The sequence below is a fragment of the Allolucifera butyrica genome (assembly GCF_900476375.1).
In the GTDB taxonomy this organism is placed as follows: Bacteria; Bacillota; Negativicutes; order Sporomusales; family UPPP01; genus Lucifera; species Lucifera butyrica.
In genome coordinates, this window is sequence record NZ_UPPP01000105.1 from 18,393 (window position 1) to 38,870 (window position 20,478).

The 20,478-nt window shown below is 47.2% G+C and carries 20 protein-coding genes and 1 riboswitch; of the genes, 19 read left to right on the forward strand and 1 reads right to left on the reverse strand.

Features of this window, described 5'->3' with window-relative positions; genetic code table 11:
* Nucleotides 1-34: 34 nt before the first annotated feature.
* The 8 genes from LUCIF_RS20925 to nrdD all read left to right on the forward strand — a co-directional run bounded on the left by LUCIF_RS20925 (nt 35) and on the right by nrdD (nt 6,174).
* A complete protein-coding gene (locus LUCIF_RS20925; RefSeq protein WP_122629780.1) occupies nt 35-1,072 on the forward strand; it encodes a galactitol-1-phosphate 5-dehydrogenase in 1,038 nt (345 codons plus the stop codon).
* Between the two features lie 43 nt (nt 1,073-1,115).
* Nucleotides 1,116-2,165: a zinc-binding dehydrogenase gene (locus tag LUCIF_RS20930; protein WP_122629781.1), complete on the forward strand. Its 1,050-nt coding sequence runs from the start codon at nt 1,116-1,118 to the stop codon at nt 2,163-2,165.
* 134 nt (nt 2,166-2,299) lie between these two features.
* Nucleotides 2,300-2,977 (forward strand): deoxyribose-phosphate aldolase, encoded by a 678-nt coding sequence (deoC, locus tag LUCIF_RS20935; RefSeq protein ID WP_243638771.1) that lies wholly within the window; start codon nt 2,300-2,302, stop codon nt 2,975-2,977.
* A gap of 44 nt (nt 2,978-3,021) precedes the next feature.
* Nucleotides 3,022-3,846 (forward strand): transketolase, encoded by an 825-nt coding sequence (locus LUCIF_RS20940; protein ID WP_122629782.1) that lies wholly within the window; start codon nt 3,022-3,024, stop codon nt 3,844-3,846.
* Entirely contained in the window at nt 3,843-4,757 is a 915-nt protein-coding gene (locus tag LUCIF_RS20945) for a transketolase family protein (RefSeq protein ID WP_122629783.1), read from the forward strand. The genes LUCIF_RS20940 and LUCIF_RS20945 overlap by 4 nt, the downstream gene beginning before the upstream one ends.
* Before the next feature lie 6 nt (nt 4,758-4,763).
* A complete protein-coding gene (gene rpiB, locus LUCIF_RS20950; RefSeq protein ID WP_122629784.1) occupies nt 4,764-5,231 on the forward strand; it encodes a ribose 5-phosphate isomerase B in 468 nt (155 codons plus the stop codon).
* 350 nt (nt 5,232-5,581) lie between these two features.
* The gene (locus tag LUCIF_RS26235; protein ID WP_165866093.1) at nt 5,582-5,743 is read left to right on the forward strand and encodes a hypothetical protein; all 162 of its coding nucleotides are present in this window, start codon (nt 5,582-5,584) and stop codon (nt 5,741-5,743) included.
* A 119-nt stretch (nt 5,744-5,862) separates the two neighbouring features.
* Nucleotides 5,863-6,174 (forward strand): anaerobic ribonucleoside-triphosphate reductase, encoded by a 312-nt coding sequence (gene nrdD, locus LUCIF_RS20955; RefSeq protein WP_122629785.1) that lies wholly within the window; start codon nt 5,863-5,865, stop codon nt 6,172-6,174.
* 149 nt (nt 6,175-6,323) lie between these two features.
* On the opposite strand, the gene mrdA is transcribed toward nrdD, so the two are convergent.
* Nucleotides 6,324-8,162: a penicillin-binding protein 2 gene (gene mrdA, locus LUCIF_RS20960; RefSeq protein ID WP_122629786.1), complete on the reverse strand. Its 1,839-nt coding sequence runs from the start codon at nt 8,160-8,162 to the stop codon at nt 6,324-6,326.
* Nucleotides 8,163-8,385: 223 nt separating this feature from the next.
* Between mrdA and LUCIF_RS20965 the strand changes: the two genes are divergently transcribed.
* The 11 genes from LUCIF_RS20965 to LUCIF_RS21015 all read left to right on the forward strand — a co-directional run bounded on the left by LUCIF_RS20965 (nt 8,386) and on the right by LUCIF_RS21015 (nt 20,469).
* On the forward strand, nt 8,386-8,637 hold the full coding sequence (locus LUCIF_RS20965) for an SHOCT domain-containing protein (protein ID WP_122629787.1): 252 nt from the start codon (nt 8,386-8,388) through the stop codon (nt 8,635-8,637).
* A 97-nt stretch (nt 8,638-8,734) separates the two neighbouring features.
* Nucleotides 8,735-8,908, forward strand: coding sequence for a hypothetical protein (locus LUCIF_RS26240; RefSeq protein WP_165866094.1), 174 nt, complete (start codon nt 8,735-8,737; stop codon nt 8,906-8,908).
* A gap of 58 nt (nt 8,909-8,966) precedes the next feature.
* A riboswitch (cobalamin riboswitch) is annotated at nt 8,967-9,149 on the forward strand.
* 215 nt (nt 9,150-9,364) lie between these two features.
* Nucleotides 9,365-10,378, forward strand: a complete 1,014-nt coding sequence (locus LUCIF_RS20970) for a HoxN/HupN/NixA family nickel/cobalt transporter (protein WP_207858221.1) — start codon at nt 9,365-9,367, stop codon at nt 10,376-10,378.
* Between the two features lie 138 nt (nt 10,379-10,516).
* Nucleotides 10,517-11,899, forward strand: a complete 1,383-nt coding sequence (locus LUCIF_RS20975; RefSeq protein WP_122629788.1) for a lipase family protein — start codon at nt 10,517-10,519, stop codon at nt 11,897-11,899.
* 91 nt (nt 11,900-11,990) lie between these two features.
* Entirely contained in the window at nt 11,991-12,692 is a 702-nt protein-coding gene (locus tag LUCIF_RS20980) for a GntR family transcriptional regulator (RefSeq protein ID WP_207858223.1), read from the forward strand.
* Between the two features lie 187 nt (nt 12,693-12,879).
* Nucleotides 12,880-13,956 carry a mannonate dehydratase gene (gene uxuA, locus LUCIF_RS20990; protein WP_122629790.1) on the forward strand — a complete coding sequence of 359 codons (1,077 nt, stop codon included), beginning with the start codon at nt 12,880-12,882 and terminating at the stop codon, nt 13,954-13,956.
* A 139-nt stretch (nt 13,957-14,095) separates the two neighbouring features.
* Entirely contained in the window at nt 14,096-15,385 is a 1,290-nt protein-coding gene (locus LUCIF_RS20995) for an MFS transporter (RefSeq protein ID WP_122629791.1), read from the forward strand.
* Nucleotides 15,386-15,629: 244 nt separating this feature from the next.
* The gene (uxaC, locus tag LUCIF_RS21000; protein ID WP_122629792.1) at nt 15,630-17,033 is read left to right on the forward strand and encodes a glucuronate isomerase; all 1,404 of its coding nucleotides are present in this window, start codon (nt 15,630-15,632) and stop codon (nt 17,031-17,033) included.
* Between the two features lie 142 nt (nt 17,034-17,175).
* Nucleotides 17,176-18,762 (forward strand): mannitol dehydrogenase family protein, encoded by a 1,587-nt coding sequence (locus LUCIF_RS21005; protein ID WP_279386977.1) that lies wholly within the window; start codon nt 17,176-17,178, stop codon nt 18,760-18,762.
* Nucleotides 18,763-18,783: 21 nt separating this feature from the next.
* The gene (locus LUCIF_RS21010) at nt 18,784-19,431 is read left to right on the forward strand and encodes a bifunctional 4-hydroxy-2-oxoglutarate aldolase/2-dehydro-3-deoxy-phosphogluconate aldolase (RefSeq protein ID WP_243638773.1); all 648 of its coding nucleotides are present in this window, start codon (nt 18,784-18,786) and stop codon (nt 19,429-19,431) included.
* Between the two features lie 15 nt (nt 19,432-19,446).
* Nucleotides 19,447-20,469, forward strand: coding sequence for a sugar kinase (locus LUCIF_RS21015; RefSeq protein WP_122629794.1), 1,023 nt, complete (start codon nt 19,447-19,449; stop codon nt 20,467-20,469).
* Nucleotides 20,470-20,478: the final 9 nt, after the last annotated feature.

Sequence of the window (20,478 nt, forward strand, 5' to 3'; positions counted from 1 at the left end):
TTTGTGCCTTGATAGTGAAAGGAATGGATGCTTAATGAAAGCTGGAGTTTTATTCAAAACCGGTGATATAAGATATGTCGACTTTGACGATCCGGTTTGTGACGACGATTCTGTCATAGTAAAAGTAAAAGCATGCGGAATTTGCGGTTCCGACCCGCCAAGAATGTTAAGGCATTGGAAATATCCCATGCCGGCCATTGCCGGTCATGAGTTTTCCGGTGTTATTGTTGAAAAAGGCAGGAATGTTCTGACCCATGAAGTAAATGAACGGGTTTCGGCAGCTCCCTTCATTCCCTGCAATCAATGTTATTATTGCAAATCCGGCATTTATGCAATGTGTGATCACTATGGAATGTTAGGTTCAAAAACATACGGCGCCTTTGCGGAATATATAAAAGTGCCGGCAGCCAATTTAGTTAAGATTTATGATATGGACTTTGAAGAGGCTGCCATGATCGAACCGCTGGCGGTGGCTGCCCATGGCGTATTAGGAATTGAACCTCTGCTGGGAGATACCGTCGCTGTGATGGGGGCCGGCATTATCGGCCAGTTAACGATTCAGTGGCTAAAAATTGTCGGTGTCAATCATATCATTGCCGTTGATATTTCCGACCGGAAATTGGAAACTGCGAAAAACTTAGGCGCCAATTATTTAATTAATCCAAGCAAGGCTGATTTAATCCAAAGCATAATGGAAATCACCGATAACTTGGGTGTTGATATCGCAATGGAATGCGCCGGGTCCAAAATCACGGAAGAGCAATGCCTGCTTATAACTAAAAAGAAAGGGAAAGTCGCTTATATTGGTATCGCGCATTCGGATGTGCTTTTAAAGGAAAATGCCTTTGAAGGGATTTTTCGCAAGGAATTAACTGTAAAAGGCTATTTTAATTCTTATTCGGCCCCTTTTCCGGGAAAAGAATGGTCTATGAGTGTTGAATATGCCAAAAAAGGAAAACTGGCCCTTAAACAATTAATTTCCCATAGATATCCGCTTAGCGAAATTAAGCAAGCTTTTGCAATGATTGGGTCAGGAAAGGAAGAGTACAATAAAATGCTGATTATCCCTTGATGATATTCAGCAAAATAAACAACAATTTCAGGAGGACAGGGGAATGTTGGCGTTAGTAAAAACGAAACAAGGCCCTGGCGGGTTCGACGTGATCGACAGGGAGAATCCCAAAGTAGGGCCGGAACAGGTAAAAATCAGGGTAAAATATGCCGCTGTCTGCGGTACTGATTTACATACCTACGAAGGTAAATACAATGTCAAAGCGCCGGTCACTTTAGGTCATGAATTTGCCGGCGAGGTGGTAGAAGTTGGGGACAATGTCACCGAGTTCGCCGTTGGCGACCGGGTGACTTCGGAAACTACCTTTTCGGTATGCGGCAAATGCCGGTATTGTCAAACCGGGGATTATAATTTATGCAGCCAGCGCAAAGGGTTGGGCAATCAGCAGGATGGTGCCTTTACCAATTATATTATTGCCCGGCGGGAAAGTGTCCACAAGCTGCCGGAAAATGTTGATTATATCTCGGCGGCCATGACGGAGGCGGTGGCTTGTGCCCATCATGCCGTGGCCAAAAGTAACGTGAAGCCGGGGGATGTGGCAGTTGTCCTCGGGCCCGGACCGATTGGCCTGTTTACCGCGCAAATTGCCAAGCATTACGGTGCTAAAGTGATTATTACCGGATTGGCAAAGGATAAAGGGCGCTTGGATAAGGCTCTGGAACTAGGCATTGATTTTGCCGTGGATATCGAAAATCAAAGTGTCGAACAGCTTGTACAGAAATTAACCGACGGATATGGCGCGGATATCCTTTTTGAATGCACCGGCGCTCCGCCTTCTCTGAATATGGGGCTCTCGCTCTTAAGAAAACAGGGAGTATACGTACAGGTGGGGATTTTTCCGGCCCAAGAAGTAGCGGCGGACTTTGAGAAAATTATTCAAAAAGAAATTAAAGTGATGGGGTGCCGCAGCCAGAAACCCAGTGACTGGGAGCCATCGCTGCAGCTCATGAATACCGGTTCGGTAAAGGCTAAGAATTTGGTATCTCACCAGTTTGCAATTACTGAGTGGGATAAAGCTTATGAGACAATAAAAAAAGGGGAAGCCATTAAAGTAGTGCTGGCTCCCATAGAAGAAAAACTATTAAAAGTATAAGCATAAATAATATTAACATAGTTTGCGGACAAACGGTAGGGTGAATTTCTGCCGCATTGATTACCGGCTTACGCTTTTCGTAAGACTGGCGTAAGCCGGCAGTCATTTTTAGCGCGGCCCAAGGGAGTAAAGCAATGATGATTACGAAAGATAAGCTTATTAAAATAATGGATTATACCTTGTTAAGACCGGCGGCTACGAAAGCCGATATTGCGGTTTTTTGCGAAGAAACCATACAATATGGATTTAAGACAATCTTTGTTAATCCGTATTATGTTTCCTTTGCCAGCCAATTATTAAAGGAAACCGGGGTAAAGGTCGGGGTTCCCATTGGATTTTCCCTCGGCGGGGCAACGACGAAAATAAAGGTGGCGGAAACAACGGAGGCAATTGCCAACGGCGCCGGGGAAGTGGATATGCTCATCAATCTTGGGGCGTTAAAATCGAAAGAATATCAGGCCGTTGAGCGGGATATTGCCGAAGTTGTCAAGGCGTCCCAGGGGTTGACTACGAAAGTGATTATTGAAACGGCGCTGCTGACCAGGGAAGAAAAAGTTGCCGCCTGTTCGTTGATTATGGAAGCGGGAGCCGATTTTGTTAAAACCGCCACCGGTTTTAACGGCGGAGGCGCAACGGTGGAAGAGGTAAAATTTCTTAAATCTGTTGTTGGTGATAAGCTTGGCATCAAAGCGGCCGGCGGTATCCGCTGCTATGAAGACGCCTGTCAGCTGATCGAAGCCGGTGCCGGGCGAATTGGCACCAGCAGCGCGATTCAAATTCTTGGCGGCCAAAAGGTAAATAGCTTATATTGATTTCACCAATTACTTTTGAAATGAATTGCAGGAAGGTGATTTAAATGACCAGGTTGGAACTTGAACAAATTGCCATAAAGGTCCGGATGAATATTATAGACATGATAGCCGAGGCAGGATCGGGACATCCCGGCGGTTCCCTGTCAATTGTGGATCTGTTGACCGTACTCTATTTTGATAAAATGAATCTTCACATTGATGACCCCCGTTGGGAAGACCGGGACCGGTTTATTTTGTCGAAAGGGCATGCAGCGCCGGGACTCTATGCCGTATTGGCGGAGCGCGGCTATTTTCCGGTTGCAGATCTGAAGAGTTTGCGAAAACTAAACTCCTATCTGCAAGGACATCCGGATATGAAAGCAATCCCGGGGGTTGATATGTCCACCGGCTCTTTAGGGCAAGGCTTGTCAGCCGCCAATGGCATGGCACTGGCGGGCAAGCTGGATCACAAAGCTTATCGGGTATATGTGATGATTGGCGACGGCGAACTGCAGGAAGGGCAGATATGGGAAGCCGCCATGACCGCGGCTCATTATAAATTGGATAACTTGACGGCGTTTGTCGACTGCAATGGACTCCAAATTGACGGAACCAATCAGGAGGTTATGAACGTGAATCCTATTACGGATAAATTTGCCGCCTTTGGCTGGCAGGTTTTGGCGATTGACGGCCATAACCCGGAAGCAATTGCGGCGGCCGTTGAGCAAGCCAAAACGGTTAAAAATAAACCGACTGCTATTATTGCCAAGACGGTAAAAGGCAAAGGCGTCTCATTTATGGAAAACCAGGTGGGATGGCATGGTTCTGCGCCCAATCAGGAACAACGGCGGCAGGCAATGGCCGAGCTGGAAAGGAGCTTGTTAGCATGAGTGTTGCGACACGGGAAGCCTATGGTCAGGCCTTAATTGAGTTGAGTCATAATCCGGATGTTGTGGTTCTGGACGCTGATTTAGCGAAAGCGACCAAAACAATTGAGTTTAAGAAAGTATGCCCGGAGCGGTTTTTTGATATGGGAATCGCCGAACAGGATATGATGGGAACGGCCGCCGGTTTGGCCGCCTGCGGCAAAATTCCTTTTGCCAGCACATTTGCTATGTTTGCCGCGGGGCGAGCTTTTGAGCAGGTACGTAATTCCGTGGCCTATCCGCGTTTGAATGTAAAAATTGCCGCCACTCATGCGGGAGTTACGGTGGGGGAAGACGGCGGCAGTCACCAGGCGGTCGAAGACATGGCGCTTATGCGCAGCATTCCCAATATGGTTGTGCTGAATCCGGTCGATGCCATCGAAGCCAGGCAGGCGGTTTTAGCCGCCGCAGAGTATTACGGACCGGTATATATTCGCCTGGGGAGAGCGGCCACGCCGCAAATCCATGACGACAACTACAAATTTGAGCTGGGAAAGGGAGAAGTATTGCGGCAAGGCGCCGATGTTGCCATCATTGCGACGGGCATTATGGTCAGTAAGGCTTTGGAAGCGGCCGGACAACTGCAGAAGGACGGCATCGCCGCCACCGTAATCAATATTCATACCATTAAACCGATTGATAGGGCGCTGCTTGTCAAAGCGGCTAAACAGTGCGGTAAAATTGTAACCGCGGAAGAGCATAGCATAATCGGCGGCTTAGGTTCGGCGGTGTGCGAGGTCTTATCCCAGGAATGTCCTGTAAAGATTAAAATGCTGGGGCTAAAGGACTGTTTCGGCCGCTCAGGAAAAGCGGGTGAACTTTTAGAGCATTACAAGTTAACGGCGGCAGAGATTGTAGACGCTACAAAGGAGTGAGTGGGCGTGATTGCTCTAGGCGCGGATCATGGTGGGTATAAATTAAAAGAAAGCATAAAAAATCATCTAAAAGGGCTGGGTATCGAATACAAGGATTTTGGCACGGATTCCGAAGCCAGCGTGGATTATCCCCAATATGCGGTGGCAGTTGCCCATAGCATACTAGCTGGGAAGTGTACGGAAGGAATCCTTTGCTGCGGGACGGGAGTCGGCATAGCCATAGCCGCGAATAAAATTCATGGTATAAGAGCGGCTGTTGTTGGCGACTGTTTTACTGCCCGGGCTACCAAAGAACATAATAATTCCAACATTATTTGTCTGGGGGGCAGGGTGACCGGCGAAGGACTCGCTTTAGCCATTATTGATACATGGCTGAATGCGAAATTCCAGGGCGGTCATCATCAAAAACGGCTTGATCAAATTGCGGCACTAGAAAATAACAACAATCCGCTTCTTTCCAATGCCGGGATATAACATAATATTTTTTTATGGACCGTTGTTCTTTTTTCAAATTCCAATTTTTAAAAAACCGCGTTAGCGGTTTTTTCTTATTTTCAGCCACCAAGCTTATAATATTTATAATAGCAAGTTTTACCGGGGATGGAAGACGGGAACACTATGAATATATACAACGAAACGGAGAGATAGAATATGAATTGTATTATGGGAAGTAAAACGAACTGCGTATACAACAAAAATGGCTGCAAGAATAAGCCGAAGCCGGAGAATATACCATGTCTGGGGGTGGTTTGCGGCAATATAAAGCAATGATTGCCGGGGTGGCCGGCACCCGCCCTGGATAAGCTTATAGGGAGGAAAAGCCCATGAATGAGTATGTTGTCTGGGGAATCCCTTTATTACTTTTAGCTTTTTGGTTCGGTTATGTTACCGGCTATGCCAATGGATCGGATTATGCCGCCAAAGAAGGATGCAAGGCGCTTGCCGAGTATCGCCGGTACGTATTGAAAAAGTATGGCGGTGATTGATATTCCGATATTTTGTTGTGTTTTGTAAATCTTGCACTATATATTGTATATTTTGCAAGGAAATCATCCTTTTATGGAGAATTAACAAAAGGCTCAAAATGCAAATGAAGGGATGATGAATGATGATGATTGATGGTGTACTGGTTGAAGCGGCGGGCGGTTTGTCGCAAGAAGAAGCCAGGCAGTATGCCGAAGAAGAGATTGAACGCTGGCAGGCTGAAGGCAAAAGGCTAAACCGGGTTGTGCTGAGGTTAGACGGCAATGAAGTGATTGTGAAAGCATTTGAAAAATCACCCATAATGAGAGTCCGGCGTATTACCGGATATTTGAGCAATATAAATAATTTCAACGATGCTAAGAAAGCTGAATTATACGATCGATATAAACATATGAGTGACAGTCAGCGGGCAATACGGGAATATGCTGAATAGGACAATTGCCATCTGGCTGCGTCTGTGACAAATTCGAGGTTGGTTACAAAATTAATGAAAGACCGTAATATCCGGCAAAAGGAGGCTGAGACACATTCTCAGCCTCCTTTTGCCGATTTAATTTTAGTTTTCATAAGATTATCGTTTTCTTAGTCTTTTACCTCAGTGCTGTTTGAGAGTTTTGTTTTCGCGGCATCTTTTTTGGGCGGAATATGGAAAGCGGCTTCCAAAATCTTCTTGGCAATCGGTGCCGCCGAATCCGTGCCAAAACCGCCCTGTTCCACAATAACGGCTACAACAATGGTTGGGTTATCAAAAGGAGCGTAAGCTACAAATAAACCATGGTCCTGACCGTGCGGATTTTCCGCCGTACCCGTTTTGGCGGCGAGGGAGATGGGAAAACCGTCAAATACGTCGCCGGCGGTACCTCCCGGCAAAGCCACTTCATGCAGGCCATCCCGGATTATATCGAGAGTGCGTTGAGATACTTGAACGCTGCCGGTCTCTTCCGGTCCAAATGTACGGATTACCTTGCCGTCCGGCGCAAGAATTTTGCTTACCAGATAGGGGCGGTAACGGTGACCGCCATTGGCTACTTCACTCATGACCATAGCCATCTGCAGCGGTGTTTCCAGCTGGAATCCCTGGCCGATGGCGGCGTCGAAGGTTTCCGAGAGATACCAGGGCTGGTGATAGACTTTTTCTTTATACTCGCGGCTGGCGACCAGTCCGGTAGCTTCTCCCGGCAGGTTAATGCCCGTGCGGACTCCGAGTCCGTACATCCGGGCGTAGTTTGCCAAATTATCGATTCCTACGCGGTTGCCCATCTCATAAAAAAATACGTTGTCTGATTTAGCCAAAGCCGTTTTGAAATCAATCCAGCCCAGTGCTTCACCATTGGCATTCCCTTTAGGGATAAGCCAGTGGTGACCGCTATCGAAGATTTTTTCTTCCGGTGTTACTTTTCCCAGTTCAAGGGCCGCCGTACCGGTTATTATTTTAAAGGTGGAGCCGGGGGGATACTCGCCGGCAATGGCCCGGTTTTCCATTGGATCAAAGGGATTATGGCTGATTGTCTGCCAGTTTTTTTCAGAAATGCCGCCATTGAATAGATTCGGATTAAAGGCCGGGCGGCTTACCATGGCCAGGATCTCACCGGTTTGGGGGTTCATTACTACTACGGCGGCCGCTTTGGCGTTAACCCTGCCCAATTTTTTCTGAAGATAATTCAGACGGTCATCCACCGCTTTTTCGGCCGCTTCCTGGATTTTGGCATCAATGGTCAGCACCAGACTATTGCCCATAACCGGTTCTTTTTTAGCCAGCATTTTCACCGGATGACCGGTAACGTCAACTTCCTCCTGGGTTCCGCCGTCAATACCGCGGATTTCTTTATCCCAGACTTTTTCCAGCCCGAACTTTCCGATAATATCACCGGTTTTATAACCTGCCGCTTTCATTTTTTGGAGTTCTGTTTCACTGATTTCGCCAATATATCCGAACAGGTGAACCCCTAAATCATTATAAATATAATTCCGGACCGATTGGATTTCGATGATTACGCCAGGTAAATCACTGCGCCGCTCTTCAATCTCAGTGACAATATCCGGACCTACATCGTTTTTGACCCGAATGGGTTGAAGTGAGTTGCCATGTTGTTCGATTTTCTTCCGGATGTCGGCCGGATTCATATTTAGAATAGCACTCAGACGATTGATGACATCGTCGGATATTGGTCCGGAAATAGGAAACAGGGAAACGCAAAACCCGGGCCGGTTCGTAACCAGCGGCACGCCGTTGCGGTCATAAAAAATACCGCGGGGAGCAACAAGCGGCATAAGGCGGATACTGTTTCTATCGGCTTTCCGTTTGTATTCGGCACCGTGAAGGATCTGCAAATAAGTCAAACGGCTTATCAGTGAGATAAAGACAAACAGCATAAGGCAGAATAATATGTTAAGTCGTGGATTAAATTGTTTTTTTAGCACAACAACAGCATCCTTCCGTTGTGTTGGTTAGTTTTGACAACAATCTGTTAAAAAATTCGACACGAAACAGAGTGCACCTTTGGAATATTTAACCAAAAATGAAATGAAATCAAAAAAAATAGCAATCCTTTCGACCGGCTGAACAACACCTGGTGCGTCAAATTAGTGAATTATTTCTACCGGTGAATTGGTTACAATAGAAACAAAAGGAGGTGTCAGCGAAATGATGATGGGATATAGTTACGGCTACGGCGGTCCGTTGACCTGGCTGGGAATGGGATTTGGCATGATCATTCAGCTTGCTTTTACCGCTCTGGTTATCCTGGCGGTAGTCTGGATGTATAAGGCGGTTTTCCGTAACGGAAACCGTACGGAAGGTAGAAACGGCGCCCTGGAAATATTGCAAACGCGGTATGCCAAAGGTGAAATTACCAGAGAAGAGTATCAGCAGATAAAAAAGGAATTGAAAGAATAAAAAAAATCCCGTTTATTATAAGTTCTTCATAGCTTCTTCACAATGGTCTGATATGATAAAAATGGACCTATGTAATTAAGGGAAGAAGGAGAACGTTATGGAAGAATTAATAGTAGAAGCCTATCATAAAGCCAAAACTAAAGAATTTTTTGCGATTACCACTATTTTGGAAAAGCTTCTGAAAAAATACTATTCTTTGCAGGATCCGCGCACCTGGATTACCACCGGTGAAGTGCGGCGCATTTTAGAGCAGCGGGGATTATGGGTTTGAGCCGTAATTTTGTTTGACATTTTTTTTAGGACAAGTTATCATGAATTTTGTTAAGACAATTGCAAATAGAAGGATAGGTGCCGAAAGGCTTAATAGGGAAGACTGGTGTGAAGCCAGCACGGTCCCGCCGCTGTAAAGGGGAGCAAACCTGCAATTTATGTCACTGAAACTATGGTTTTGGGAAGGCGCAGGAATTGTTATGAACCCAAGTCAGAAGAACTGCCTGTCTGATAATCACCGTTTTACTCACGAGCGATGAGGAGGGGGTTCGACCTGTAAAATTATCCCTGTGTGAAAAACGCAGGGGTTTTTTTATGGGATCAGAAAGTATAACTTTTCGGGTTGTTTCTAAAATAACACATTCTTCTTAAGAAAGCCGAAAAGTAAAATACTTTCCTTCCACTTAAAGACCCTTTAGGTCTTTCTTGTAATGTTTATTACCGGGGGAGTGTTATTTTGGTTAGTAAAACTGCTACATATAGCTGGCTGGGTTATGGTATTAATCTCGTTATATTGCACATTATCGGGTTTGGAAGTTTGCTTTTTTCTATGCGGAGTCATCCAACTCTCCTGGGCTTAGGTTTTTTAGCTTATACCCTGGGTTTGCGGCATGCCTTTGATGCCGATCATATTGCCGCCATTGATAATACGGTACGAAAATTATTACAGCAGAAAAAGAACCCGATGGGTGTTGGTTTTTACTTTTCTTTAGGGCATTCGACGGTTGTGCTTCTGATGGCGCTAGCGACTGCTTTTACGGCCCAATGGGTACAAACCAGCCTCCCGCAGATAAAAGATGCGGGTGGCGTGATCAGCACCTCCGTATCCGGTTTGTTTTTAATTTTGATCGGTGTGCTGAATTTAATTGTTTTGCACGATATCTATAAAGTATTTTCCCGGATGCGGCACAGCCTGTATGATAATAACAAGCTGGAGGAATTGCTTCATAACAGAGGTTTCATGGCCCGTTTTTTAAATCCTTTTTTCAAATTTATTAATAAAAGCTGGCATGTCTATCCGGTTGGTTTTCTTTTAGGCTTAGGATTTGATACGGCCAGCGAGGTTGCCCTGCTGGCGATATCCGCCGGGGCGGCTAAGAACCATGTTGAAATTACCGGAATCATTGCTTTGCCTGTTTTATTTGCCGCCGGTATGAGCCTCTTGGACACGGCCGACGGAATTTTCATGACCACTGCATATAACTGGGCTTTTAGCACACCGCTGCGTAAAGTATATTACAATCTTACCATTACCAGTCTGTCGGTCGTAGCGGCTTTATTTATCGGGATCATTGAGCTGACGCAAGTAATGATTGGAAAATTCGGTTTAACGGGCGGAATTTGGCAATGGATCCGGGATTTGGACTTTGGATCGTTAGGGTATATATTGGTTGCTTTGTTTGTATTCACCTGGGCGATATCCTATAGTATATGGAAGTTTGGCCATGTGGAAGAACGGTGGCATTCCTGATTTGATTTGGATGATAAATATTTCCGATTAATACTTAAATAGACAAAGAACTAGACGGCGATGTAAAATAAAGAAAGAAACAGGTCGAAAATGAAGAATTCGTGGATATAATTCTGAATAAATGCTGGGTGTGATATTGTGAAACGGTTGCTGGTTGTGGTATGGTGTGTGGTTATTTTGGCGATACCGGCAGTGAGCCGGGCCGGCGCATTGGAAGATTATGAAGGCGCCCATGATATATCGATTGCAGCTGCCGCCAGTGTGGCTGCCTATAGCGACCGGATTGGCGAAATAGCCAGCCGTTATCTTGAGCATAACGGCTGGCAAATTGACCGTTATGTCCAAACGCAGGGGCATGACGGCGCCCGGTTTCTCCTGGCGAAAAGAGACGACAGCGAGGGGAGAACTACATACATCCTTGCGTTTGTGGGAACCGAAAACGCGGCGGATATTAATTATGACTTGCAAGTAGGCAAGGTTTACTTTGACGGTAACAGTATAGAATCATTTAAGGCCAATGCCGCCAGGAAAAACATACCGGATACCGAACCGAAGGTTCACCGGGGCTTTTTCGAATTTGTAGCCGAGGGGCTGGCGGCGAAAACACGAAGTGCGGGTCCTGCGCCCCGGTTGCTGACCGACATTCTTTTGAAGGACAAGGACAGTAAAATATATCTTACCGGCCACAGCCTGGGCGGTGCCGCGGCTACCCTGGCCGGAGCCGGAATGATCAGTATGGGTGTAAACCCGGCGCAAATTAAAGTGATTACCTTCGGGGCTCCGGCTGTCGGCAATGCCGCATTTGCCGCAAAATTCGCCCCAACCCTTAATTTGACGCGAATTGTTATTTCCGGTGATCCCGTAACCGGTGTTCTGCAGGATCTGATTGGAGGCTACAAGCAATTTGGCCGGGAAATACGCTGGTTTTTACCGGACTATGCCGATCAGCCTCACAGGGTAACCGAATATGTAGACTTAGCCTTGAAGAATTATTTTGACAAGCGCCGGGAAGCCCGCCAGGCGGGAGTGGAGATAGCCGAGCCGGTGGCTGTGGAACATGGCAGCGGCAAAAAAGTTTATATTGCGCCCCTGAAAGATACTCTCCCGGAGCCGTTACGGGCCGAGTTCTGGTATATGCAGGAAGCGTTGCAGGATGAATACCGTGAGAAGTTACCCGGTTGTACGCTGGCGCCCGAAGGGGATACGGATGACTGGCCGGGAAAGGCTGCTGCCGCCGGTTATCACTGGGTGGTGGTGCCTGAACTTAGCGTCACCTCATTAAAACGGGAACAGCACTTATATTATATTACCGTAAGTCAGACGGTTTACGATGCAAGGACAGGAGCCATCGTGGCGATGGACAGCTTTTCCACCGGAACTTATAATTTAACTCCCCTGGAAGCGTTTATCCATGATTTTAAAGGAATCAACTATACGCAGGAACCCTGGATTATAAATCATAAGCGGGAAGGAATGACTGCTGGAAGGGTTAGTGTTGACACTGCCACATTAGTACATTAGTATAGTAGTATTGAACTACATTTCGCGTCCGATGAATTTATGACTGACAAAGGACTGCGAAAAGTAGTATTGAATATAAGGATTGGGGTTTATGATGGACGTTTATAGGGTAGAGCGGCTGCCGCAGGAGTCGACCCGCGAATATGTGTACCGGTTTTTAAAAATAAATATTATGAATTTAAAATTGTTACCCGGCAGTGCCCTGTCGGAAAAGGAAATCGCTGTGCTGCTGAATGTGAGCAGGACTCCGGTACGGGAAGCGTTTATTCAGCTCTCGCAAGAATATTTGCTTGATATTATGCCGCAAAAAGGAACCTATGTTTCTCTCATTGAAGTAGAGAATGTGGAAGAAGCCAGATTTTTGCGGGAAACGCTGGAAAAGGCGGTGATTGCTCTCGCCTGTACCGATTTTCCCCGGGAAAAATTATTTGAACTGCAATCTTATGTCACACTCCAGGAACTATGTCTGCAGGAAAAAAATTATGTTAAATTCTATGAACTGGATGAAAGCTTACATAGCGCGATTTTCGCGGGCTGCCGGAAAGGACGGGTCTGGTCGGTGATTCAACAAATGAACACCCATTACAACCGGGTCAGATTGCTGAATGTAACCAGCGGTCATGATTTAATCCTGCTGTTGCAGCAACACCAGGATCTTGTCCGGGCGATCCGGGAAAAGGATGTAGTCTTGGGAAGCCGGACCATTGAGCTTCACTTAAACAAAGTAAAAATTGACATCAAGGAGTTAATGAGCGATTATTCCCATTATTTTAAACCAACCGTAAAGATGTAGCGTTTTAAGAGAAAAAACAGTTGCCTCTCTCAATTATGAGGCAGCTGTTTTTTTATTCGCCCAATAAAAAATTTTTTGAAAATATAATATTGACACTAATATACTAGTATGGTAGCATAACTAGTGTAAAAGATGTATGCAAAACTGCAGAATTTACAGTTCTATTAATTTAATTGGAGGCGGTACCATGATAATGTCGTTCCGTTGGTATGGTAAGCAGCATGATTCCATACCGCTGCAGTATATCCGTCAGATTCCCGGAATGAGGGGAATTGTCGGTGCGTTATTTGATGTTCCGGTTGGTGAAGTATGGCCCCTGGAAAAAATACTGGAATTAAAACGCGAGGTCGAAGAACAAGGGCTATTGTTAGAAACCATTGAAAGTGTCAATGTGCATGAGGATATCAAACTGGGGCTTCCTTCGCGGGATCAATATATTGAAAATTATGTAAAAACGCTGCGCCATTTAGGCAAGGCCGGGATTAAGGTAGTTTGCTACAATTTTATGCCTGTGTTCGATTGGCTGCGTACGGATTTGGCTAAAGTTCTCAGTGACGGATCGAATGCCCTGTCGTTTGACGAAACGGTTTTGCGCGGTCTGACGCCGGAAACTTTGGTGGAAGAAATGTACAAAGGCTCAAACGGCTTTGAACTGCCGGGCTGGGAAAAATCGCGCCTGAAAGAACTGCAGCGGCTTTTTGCGTTATATAAGGATATTGATGAGGAAAGACTGTTTGAAAACCTGCGCTACTTCCTGCAGGGGATCATTCCGGCCGCCGAGGAATGCGGCATTAAGATGGCGATTCATCCGGATGATCCACCCTGGTCCATATTTGGTCTTCCCAGAATTGTGACTTCCAAGAAGAACCTGGAACGGATCGTCAATTTAGTCGACAGTCCAAGCAACGGCTTAACCCTTTGCACCGGTTCTTTAGGCTCAAATCCCGAGAATAACATGCCCGAAATCATTCGTTATTTTGGCAAGCTCGGCCGGGTGGCTTTTGGTCACGTAAGAAATATTCAAATTCATAAACCCGGTTTATTCAATGAAACAGCTCATAAGGCGGCTGAGGGTTCCCAGGATATGTATGAAATTATGAAAGCTTTTTATGATATTGGTTTCACCGGTCCGATCCGTCCTGACCATGGCAGGATGATTTGGGGGGAAACAGGCCGTCCGGGCTACGGATTGTATGACAGGGCGCTGGGAGCGAATTACCTGCAGGGCCTTTGGGATGCAATCTGCCGACAGGAAGGGCGGTAAAATAAGAAGGACGGTTGCTGCCGGGAAGGCGGCCGGAATGAGAGAGGAGGTAATATAAGGGTAGAAGGTAGGAAGATAGTATTTAACGGCCGTAAGCATCACTTGTTTAAGGGGAATAATTATTTGGGGGGAGTCATCAATGTTTCGCAAGTATAGATGGAATATTGTACTTATGCTATTTTTAGCCAATGCCATTAACTATGTTGACCGGTCAGCCATGTCTGTCGCCTTGCCTGTATTGAACAAAAAATTTCATTTAGACCCCTTTGAAACCGGTTTAATTCTGAGTAGTTTTTTTATCGGTTATGCTCTCTTTAATTTTGTCGGCGGTTATCTTTCCGACATTAAGGGACCCAAAAAGGTTATGGGTTACGCTATGGCGGTCTGGTCGGTCTTTTGCGGCCTGACGGCAGGAACCTTTAATTTTGTGTCCCTGTTTACCGTCCGTTTGATTTTTGGGTTTGGGGAAGGCCCCCTTACCTCTACTACCAATAAGACAACGAATAACTGGATTCCCCTGAAAGAGCGGGCGACCGCCGTTGGCATCTGCAATGGCGGCGCTCCTGTTGGCGGTGCGCTTTCCGCGCCGATCGTCGCCTTCATTTCGTTGAAATGGGGCTGGCAGGCATCCTTTCTCGCTTTAGCCGTAATCGGAATCATTTGGACGCTGATCTGGTGGCGGGTAAGCGCCGATAAGCCGGAACAGCATCCTCAGGTATCGGCGGAAGAAGTGGCGGAAATCCACGCCGGCAGGAACGATCTGGTAACCGGGCCGCAAACAACGGCTGCGCCGGTTAAGGTTTCCCTGCTCTCCGTTTTAAAACAAAGCCGGATTTGGGCTTTATTAGTGGGAATGTTCGGTTACAATTATACGCTCTTCTTTTTCCTTACCTGGTTCCCAACGTATCTGGTGGATGCGAGACACCTGAGTATCGCTCAAATGGGCTTTGCCGCTATGTTGCCGTGGATAGCGGGTGCGGTTGGACAAGTTGCCGGCAGTGTTATTATCGACTATATTTACCGGAAAACGGGAAAATTACTTTATTCACGGAAGATTGTCCTGGTAGTCTGTCTGATGTTCGCGGCATTATGCGTTGGTTTTACCGGTTTTGCCAGCACGGCTGCCGGTGCGGTAACGCTGATGACCATTGGTATTTGCTTCCTGTATTTGCAAGCTACGACCTATTGGGCTATTATCCAGGACATTGTACCGAGTGAAAAAGTTGGCGGCACCAGTGGTTTTATTCATGCAGTGGCTAACGTGTCGGGAATTTTTGGACCAGCTATCACGGGATGGCTGGTAGAAACCACCGGTAAATTTACGAGTGCCTTCGTGTTGGCGGCCGGTCTGGCAATGATCGGCGCCTTGGCGGTGGCTTTCTTTGTCAACGCAACGCCGGCTGACGCTAAAAAAGAAGTAGTGGCATAAACAAAACCGATATAAGCGCATCCGGAAGAGTTGGGGGGGGGAATCCGAAAGTCTGCCCCCCTGTTTATTTATTTAAACCCTATATTTTTAATAGAGCCTGCTTAAAAAGATGTGGATACTAGGCGCGGCGAGCATTCGAACGAAGGGCGTACTCAGGCGTACGTTGAGTGAGAACGCGCAGCCACAACAACGTAGATGCGCTTTTTAAGCGGGTTCAGTAAAATAAAAGTGGAGATGATTGGTTATGCTGGCGTTTATGGGTGAAGATTATCTACTGGAGACCGAAACGGCACGAAGACTATTCTTTGATTACGCAAAAGATATGCCGATTTTCGATTACCACTGCCATCTTCCGGTTCAGGAAATCGCCGAAAATAAGAGATTCGAGAATATGACCCAGATTTGGCTGAGCGGGGATCATTATAAATGGCGGGCGTTGCGGGCCAACGGTGTCGCCGAAGAATATATCACCGGCAAGCAGAGCGACCGGGAAAAATTTCGCAAGTGGGCGGAAACTGTTCCCTATACAGTAGGAAATCCCTTGTTTCAATGGACCTATTTTGAACTTAGAAACTATTTTGGCATTCGGGATATTTTGAATCCGTCCACAGCGGACACAATCTGGGAAAAGTGTAACGCCATGCTGCAACAGGAAAGTTTTTCGGCCAGAAATCTGATTAAACGCTCCAATGTGAAGGCTCTGTGCACAACGGACGATCCCATAGATACGTTAGATTATCACCGGCGGCTGAAAGCCGACGATACCTTTGATGTGAAGGTGTTGCCGACCTTTCGGCCGGACCGGGCATTGGAAATTAGCCAGAAAGGGTTTGAAGAATGGGCAGGCCAGCTCGGAACGATAACCGGTATTAAAATTCAAACGTTTGACGATTACCGGCAAGCCTTAAAGGCCAGAATCGATGACTTTCACCAGGTAGGCTGCCGGCTGTCCGATCATTCGTTGTCGGACTATAGTTATCTTAAAAGCAATGAAAAGGAAATCAGTGATATATTTAAAAAACGATTGGCTCACGAATCTTTGTCGGCGGAAGAACAGATAAAATTCCGGTCGGCGGTGCTGCTCTTTTTAGGCGGAGAGTATGCAAAACGCAACTGGGCCATGCAGATCCATTTTGGCGCCCTGCGGAATGTCAATACCGGAATGCTGCGCTCTATCGGCATCAATACCGGCTTTGACACAATCGCTGATGCCAACTTTGCCAAGGAGCTGGCTAATTTATTGGATGGGCTGGACAGTTCCGGTTCTCTTCCCAAAACAATTCTATATTGTTTGAATCCCCGCGATAATTATCTGCTGGCGGCAATGACGGGCAATTTCCAAAGTGATATACCGGGCAAGATTCAGTTTGGTTCGGCCTGGTGGTTTAATGATCATGAAGACGGTATGCTGGACCAAATGAAAGCATTGGCTAATGTAGGGCTGCTTTCAAGATTTGTCGGCATGCTGACGGATTCCCGGAGTTTTCTTTCTTATCCCAGACATGAATATTTCCGCCGGATTTTATGCAATCTTGTCGGCGGCTGGGTTGAAAGGGGCAGCTTTTACCCTGATTTAGTGTTTTTGGGTGATATAATAAAAGGGATCTGTTTTAATAACATCAAGAGTTATCTGGGAGTCAAAGCCTAACACGAAAATAAAAAAGGGATAATTTGGTGGAATAGAGTAGAATTATAGTGTTGCTATGATTTTACTCTATTCCTAATTGGACCGGATGAATATCAGATTATGAAAGAAAGGGTTTGGGCAAATGAATTTAAACAAGGAAAGTATGAAGAATAGCAGGTTGTGGGAACAAGCCGGTATTGAGACCCTGAAATTCGATTATGAACAAATGATGTCTTCGTCCCGGGAAAACCCGGTATGGGTTCATTTTGGCGCCGGCAACATTTTTCGCGGTTTCATCGCCGTGTTGCAGCAAAATCTTCTGAATGCGGGGAAAGCGGCTGCGGGAATTGTTGCCGTAGAGACTTACGATTATGAAATTATTGATAAAATCTATACTCCTTATGATAATTTAAGCTTACTGGCCATTATGAATACGGACGGCAGCCTGGAAAAGAAAATTGTCGGCAGTATCAGCGAGAGCCTGGTGGGGGACCCGGCCAGGCAAAATGACTGGCAGCGGCTGCAAACCATATTTGCCAGTCCTTCCCTGCAGATGGCCAGTTTTACGATAACGGAAAAGGGATATAATCTCAAGAACCTGGCCGGTGATTATTTGGCGGATGTACAGGAAGATATGGACCAGGGCCCGCGGCAGCCGAAAAGTGTTATGGCGAAAATTGCGTCGTTTGCCTATACGCGGTTTAAAAACGGCGAATTGCCTATCGCCTTTGTCAGCATGGATAATTGTTCCCACAATGGCGATAAACTGTATAGCGCCGTAGCGGCGATTGCCGCTGCGTGGGTTCAAAAAGGGCTGGTGGAAGAAGCCTTTGCCGCTTATATCAATAATCCGGCGAAAGTATCCTTCCCGTGGAGCATGATTGATAAAATTACGCCCCGGCCGGCGGAAAGTGTAAAAAACGCCTTGCAGGCAAGCGGCTTTGACAGCACGGAAATTGTTCGCACCAGCAAAAATACCTTTATTGCACCATTTATTAACGCGGAAAAACCGCAGTATCTGGTAATTGAAGATCATTTCCCCAATGGCCGGATGCCGCTGGAGGAAGCCGGTGTGATTTTTACCGACCGGCAGACTGTGGACCGGGTTGAAAAGATGAAAGTGTGTACCTGCCTGAATCCGCTGCATACTTCGCTGGCTGTTTTCGGCTGTTTGCTGGGATATACCCTGATTGCCGACGAAATGAAAGATCAAGAGCTGAAGAAGCTGGTGGAAAAAGTTGGCGAAGAGGGAATGCCCGTAGTCGTGAATCCGCAGATTTTAAATCCGGCAGCCTTTATCCGTGAAGTCATTGATGTGCGTTTTCCCAACCCGTATATACCGGATACGCCGCAGCGGATCGCGACGGATACCTCGCAAAAGGTGGGCATCCGGTTTGGCGAGACATTGAAGGCCTACGCTGAAAGACCGGATCTGGATGCGAAATCGCTTACCTATATTCCGCTGGTGATTGCCGGCTGGTGCCGCTACCTGCTGGGCCTGGATGATAAAGGCCGGGAAATGAATTTGAGCGCCGATCCTTTATTAAGTACCCTGCAAGCCTCGGTAGCGGACATCAAACTGGGTGACACCGGAACGGTAAAAGATCGTTTAAGGGCGATTCTGGCCAATACGGACCTGTTTGGTTTGGATCTTTACCGTGTTGGGCTGGGGGAAAAAATAGAAGGGTATTTCCGGGAAATGATCGCCGGACCCGGCGCAGTGAGAACAACTTTGCAAAAATATCTATAAAGAATACCGGGAGGAATCAACATGATACCGAAATTGCAAGTGCTGCAAAAAATAATGGAATGCGGTCTGGTGGCCGTAGTGCGGGCGGAAAACTCCGAACAGGCCGTCAAAATTGCCGATGCCTGTATTGCCGGCGGTGTGGCCGGTATTGAAATTACCTTTACCGTACCGGGAGCGGTGGAGGTAATTAAAGATTTAGTCAAAACCTATTCCTCCGGCGAGATCCTTATCGGCGCCGGCACGGTGCTTGATGCCGAAACGGCCCGGACGGCAATTCTGGCCGGGGCCCAGTATGTAGTAAGCCCGGCCTTTAATGCGGAGCTGGTAAAGCTGTGCAACCGCTATCAGGTTCCGGTTATGCCGGGATGTATGACCATCCGGGAAATTGTCGAAGCCATGGAAGCCGGCGCCGACGTGATTAAGGTATTTCCCGGGGAAACGGTCGGTCCGTCCTTTATTAAAGCGGTAAAAGGGCCCTTGCCCCAGGCTCCTCTTATGCCGACGGGGGGCGTAAACCTGGATAACGTGGGTGAATGGATCAAAGCAGGCTGTGTGGCTGTCGGCGCCGGCGGCAATTTGACCGGCGGCGCGAAAAAGGGCGACTATCAGTCGATTACGGAGATTGCCAAACAGTTTATTGCTAAGATCCGCCAGGCGCGGGGGCTATAAAGGGAGGACATAAAAATGGCGCAAGTAGTATGTTTTGGTGAAATTATGATGCGGTTGGCTCCGGGGGGTTATTTGCGGTTTGAACAGGCCGATTCCTTCGAAGCGGTTTATGGCGGCGGGGAGGCGAATGTCTGCGTTTCCCTGGCCAATTATGGTCTCGACGCCGCCTTTGTCACGAAAGTGCCGGCCAATCCGATCGGCCAGGCGGCAATTAACGAAATGCGCCGCTATGGCGTGGACACCCGCTATATGGAACGGGGCGGAGAGCGGCTGGGCATCTATTTTTGTGAAAAGGGAGCGTCACAGCGTCCGTCCAAAGTGGTTTATGACCGCAGCAATTCGGCCATATCGCAGGCAGACAAGGCCGATTTTGACTGGCAAACGATTTTTGCCGGTGCCAAATGGTTTCACTTTACCGGCATAACGCCGGCGCTGGGAGACAACGTGGCGGCGGCCACGCTGGAAGCCTGCAAGACGGCGAAAGCGATGGGACTGACCGTCAGCTGCGATCTCAATTTCCGGAAAAACCTTTGGACCAGTGAAAAAGCGGGCAAGGTCATGAACGGGTTTATGCCGTATGTAGATGTCTGTATCGCGAATGAAGAAGACGCGGAAAAAGTATTCGGCATAAAAGCGGCGGATACGGATATTACGGGCGGCAAATTAAGCCACGAAGGATACCGGCAGGTGGCGAAGCAGCTTGCGGACCGTTTTGATTTCAGCGCCGTGGCCATAACGCTCAGGGAAAGCATTTCCGCTTCCGATAATAACTGGGCGGCGATGCTGTATAAAGACGGCGCCTATCATTTTTCCAGGAAATATCCGGTCCATATCGTTGACCGGGTTGGCGGCGGCGATTCCTTCGGCGGCGGGTTGATTTACGCCCTGCTGAGCGGCTACCCGGCGCAGGATGCCCTGGAATTTGCCGTAGCGGCCTCCTGCCTGAAGCACACTATCGAAGGCGACCATAACCATGTAACCGTTAGTGAAGTGAAAACCCTGATGGCCGGTGACGGATCCGGCAGGGTACAGCGGTAATAGAATCAA

Excerpts from the sequence above, each read along its gene's own strand:
- LUCIF_RS26240 (WP_165866094.1), top strand. The coding sequence starts at position 8,735 with ATGGAAGAATTAATAGTAGAAGCCTATCATAAAGCCAAAACTAAAGAA.
- LUCIF_RS20945 (WP_122629783.1), top strand. The coding sequence starts at position 3,843 with ATGAGTGTTGCGACACGGGAAGCCTATGGTCAGGCCTTAATTGAGTTG.
- LUCIF_RS20930 (WP_122629781.1), top strand. The coding sequence starts at position 1,116 with ATGTTGGCGTTAGTAAAAACGAAACAAGGCCCTGGCGGGTTCGACGTG.
- LUCIF_RS20980 (WP_207858223.1), top strand. The coding sequence starts at position 11,991 with ATGATGGACGTTTATAGGGTAGAGCGGCTGCCGCAGGAGTCGACCCGC.
- LUCIF_RS26235 (WP_165866093.1), top strand. The coding sequence starts at position 5,582 with ATGAATGAGTATGTTGTCTGGGGAATCCCTTTATTACTTTTAGCTTTT.
- LUCIF_RS20965 (WP_122629787.1), top strand. The coding sequence starts at position 8,386 with ATGATGATGGGATATAGTTACGGCTACGGCGGTCCGTTGACCTGGCTG.
- uxaC (WP_122629792.1), top strand. The coding sequence starts at position 15,630 with ATGCTGGCGTTTATGGGTGAAGATTATCTACTGGAGACCGAAACGGCA.
- LUCIF_RS21010 (WP_243638773.1), top strand. The coding sequence starts at position 18,784 with ATGATACCGAAATTGCAAGTGCTGCAAAAAATAATGGAATGCGGTCTG.
- LUCIF_RS21015 (WP_122629794.1), top strand. The coding sequence starts at position 19,447 with ATGGCGCAAGTAGTATGTTTTGGTGAAATTATGATGCGGTTGGCTCCG.
- LUCIF_RS20925 (WP_122629780.1), top strand. The coding sequence starts at position 35 with ATGAAAGCTGGAGTTTTATTCAAAACCGGTGATATAAGATATGTCGAC.
- LUCIF_RS20940 (WP_122629782.1), top strand. The coding sequence starts at position 3,022 with ATGACCAGGTTGGAACTTGAACAAATTGCCATAAAGGTCCGGATGAAT.
- nrdD (WP_122629785.1), top strand. The coding sequence starts at position 5,863 with ATGATGATGATTGATGGTGTACTGGTTGAAGCGGCGGGCGGTTTGTCG.
- uxuA (WP_122629790.1), top strand. The coding sequence starts at position 12,880 with ATGATAATGTCGTTCCGTTGGTATGGTAAGCAGCATGATTCCATACCG.
- LUCIF_RS20995 (WP_122629791.1), top strand. The coding sequence starts at position 14,096 with ATGTTTCGCAAGTATAGATGGAATATTGTACTTATGCTATTTTTAGCC.
- deoC (WP_243638771.1), top strand. The coding sequence starts at position 2,300 with ATGATGATTACGAAAGATAAGCTTATTAAAATAATGGATTATACCTTG.
- LUCIF_RS21005 (WP_279386977.1), top strand. The coding sequence starts at position 17,176 with ATGAAGAATAGCAGGTTGTGGGAACAAGCCGGTATTGAGACCCTGAAA.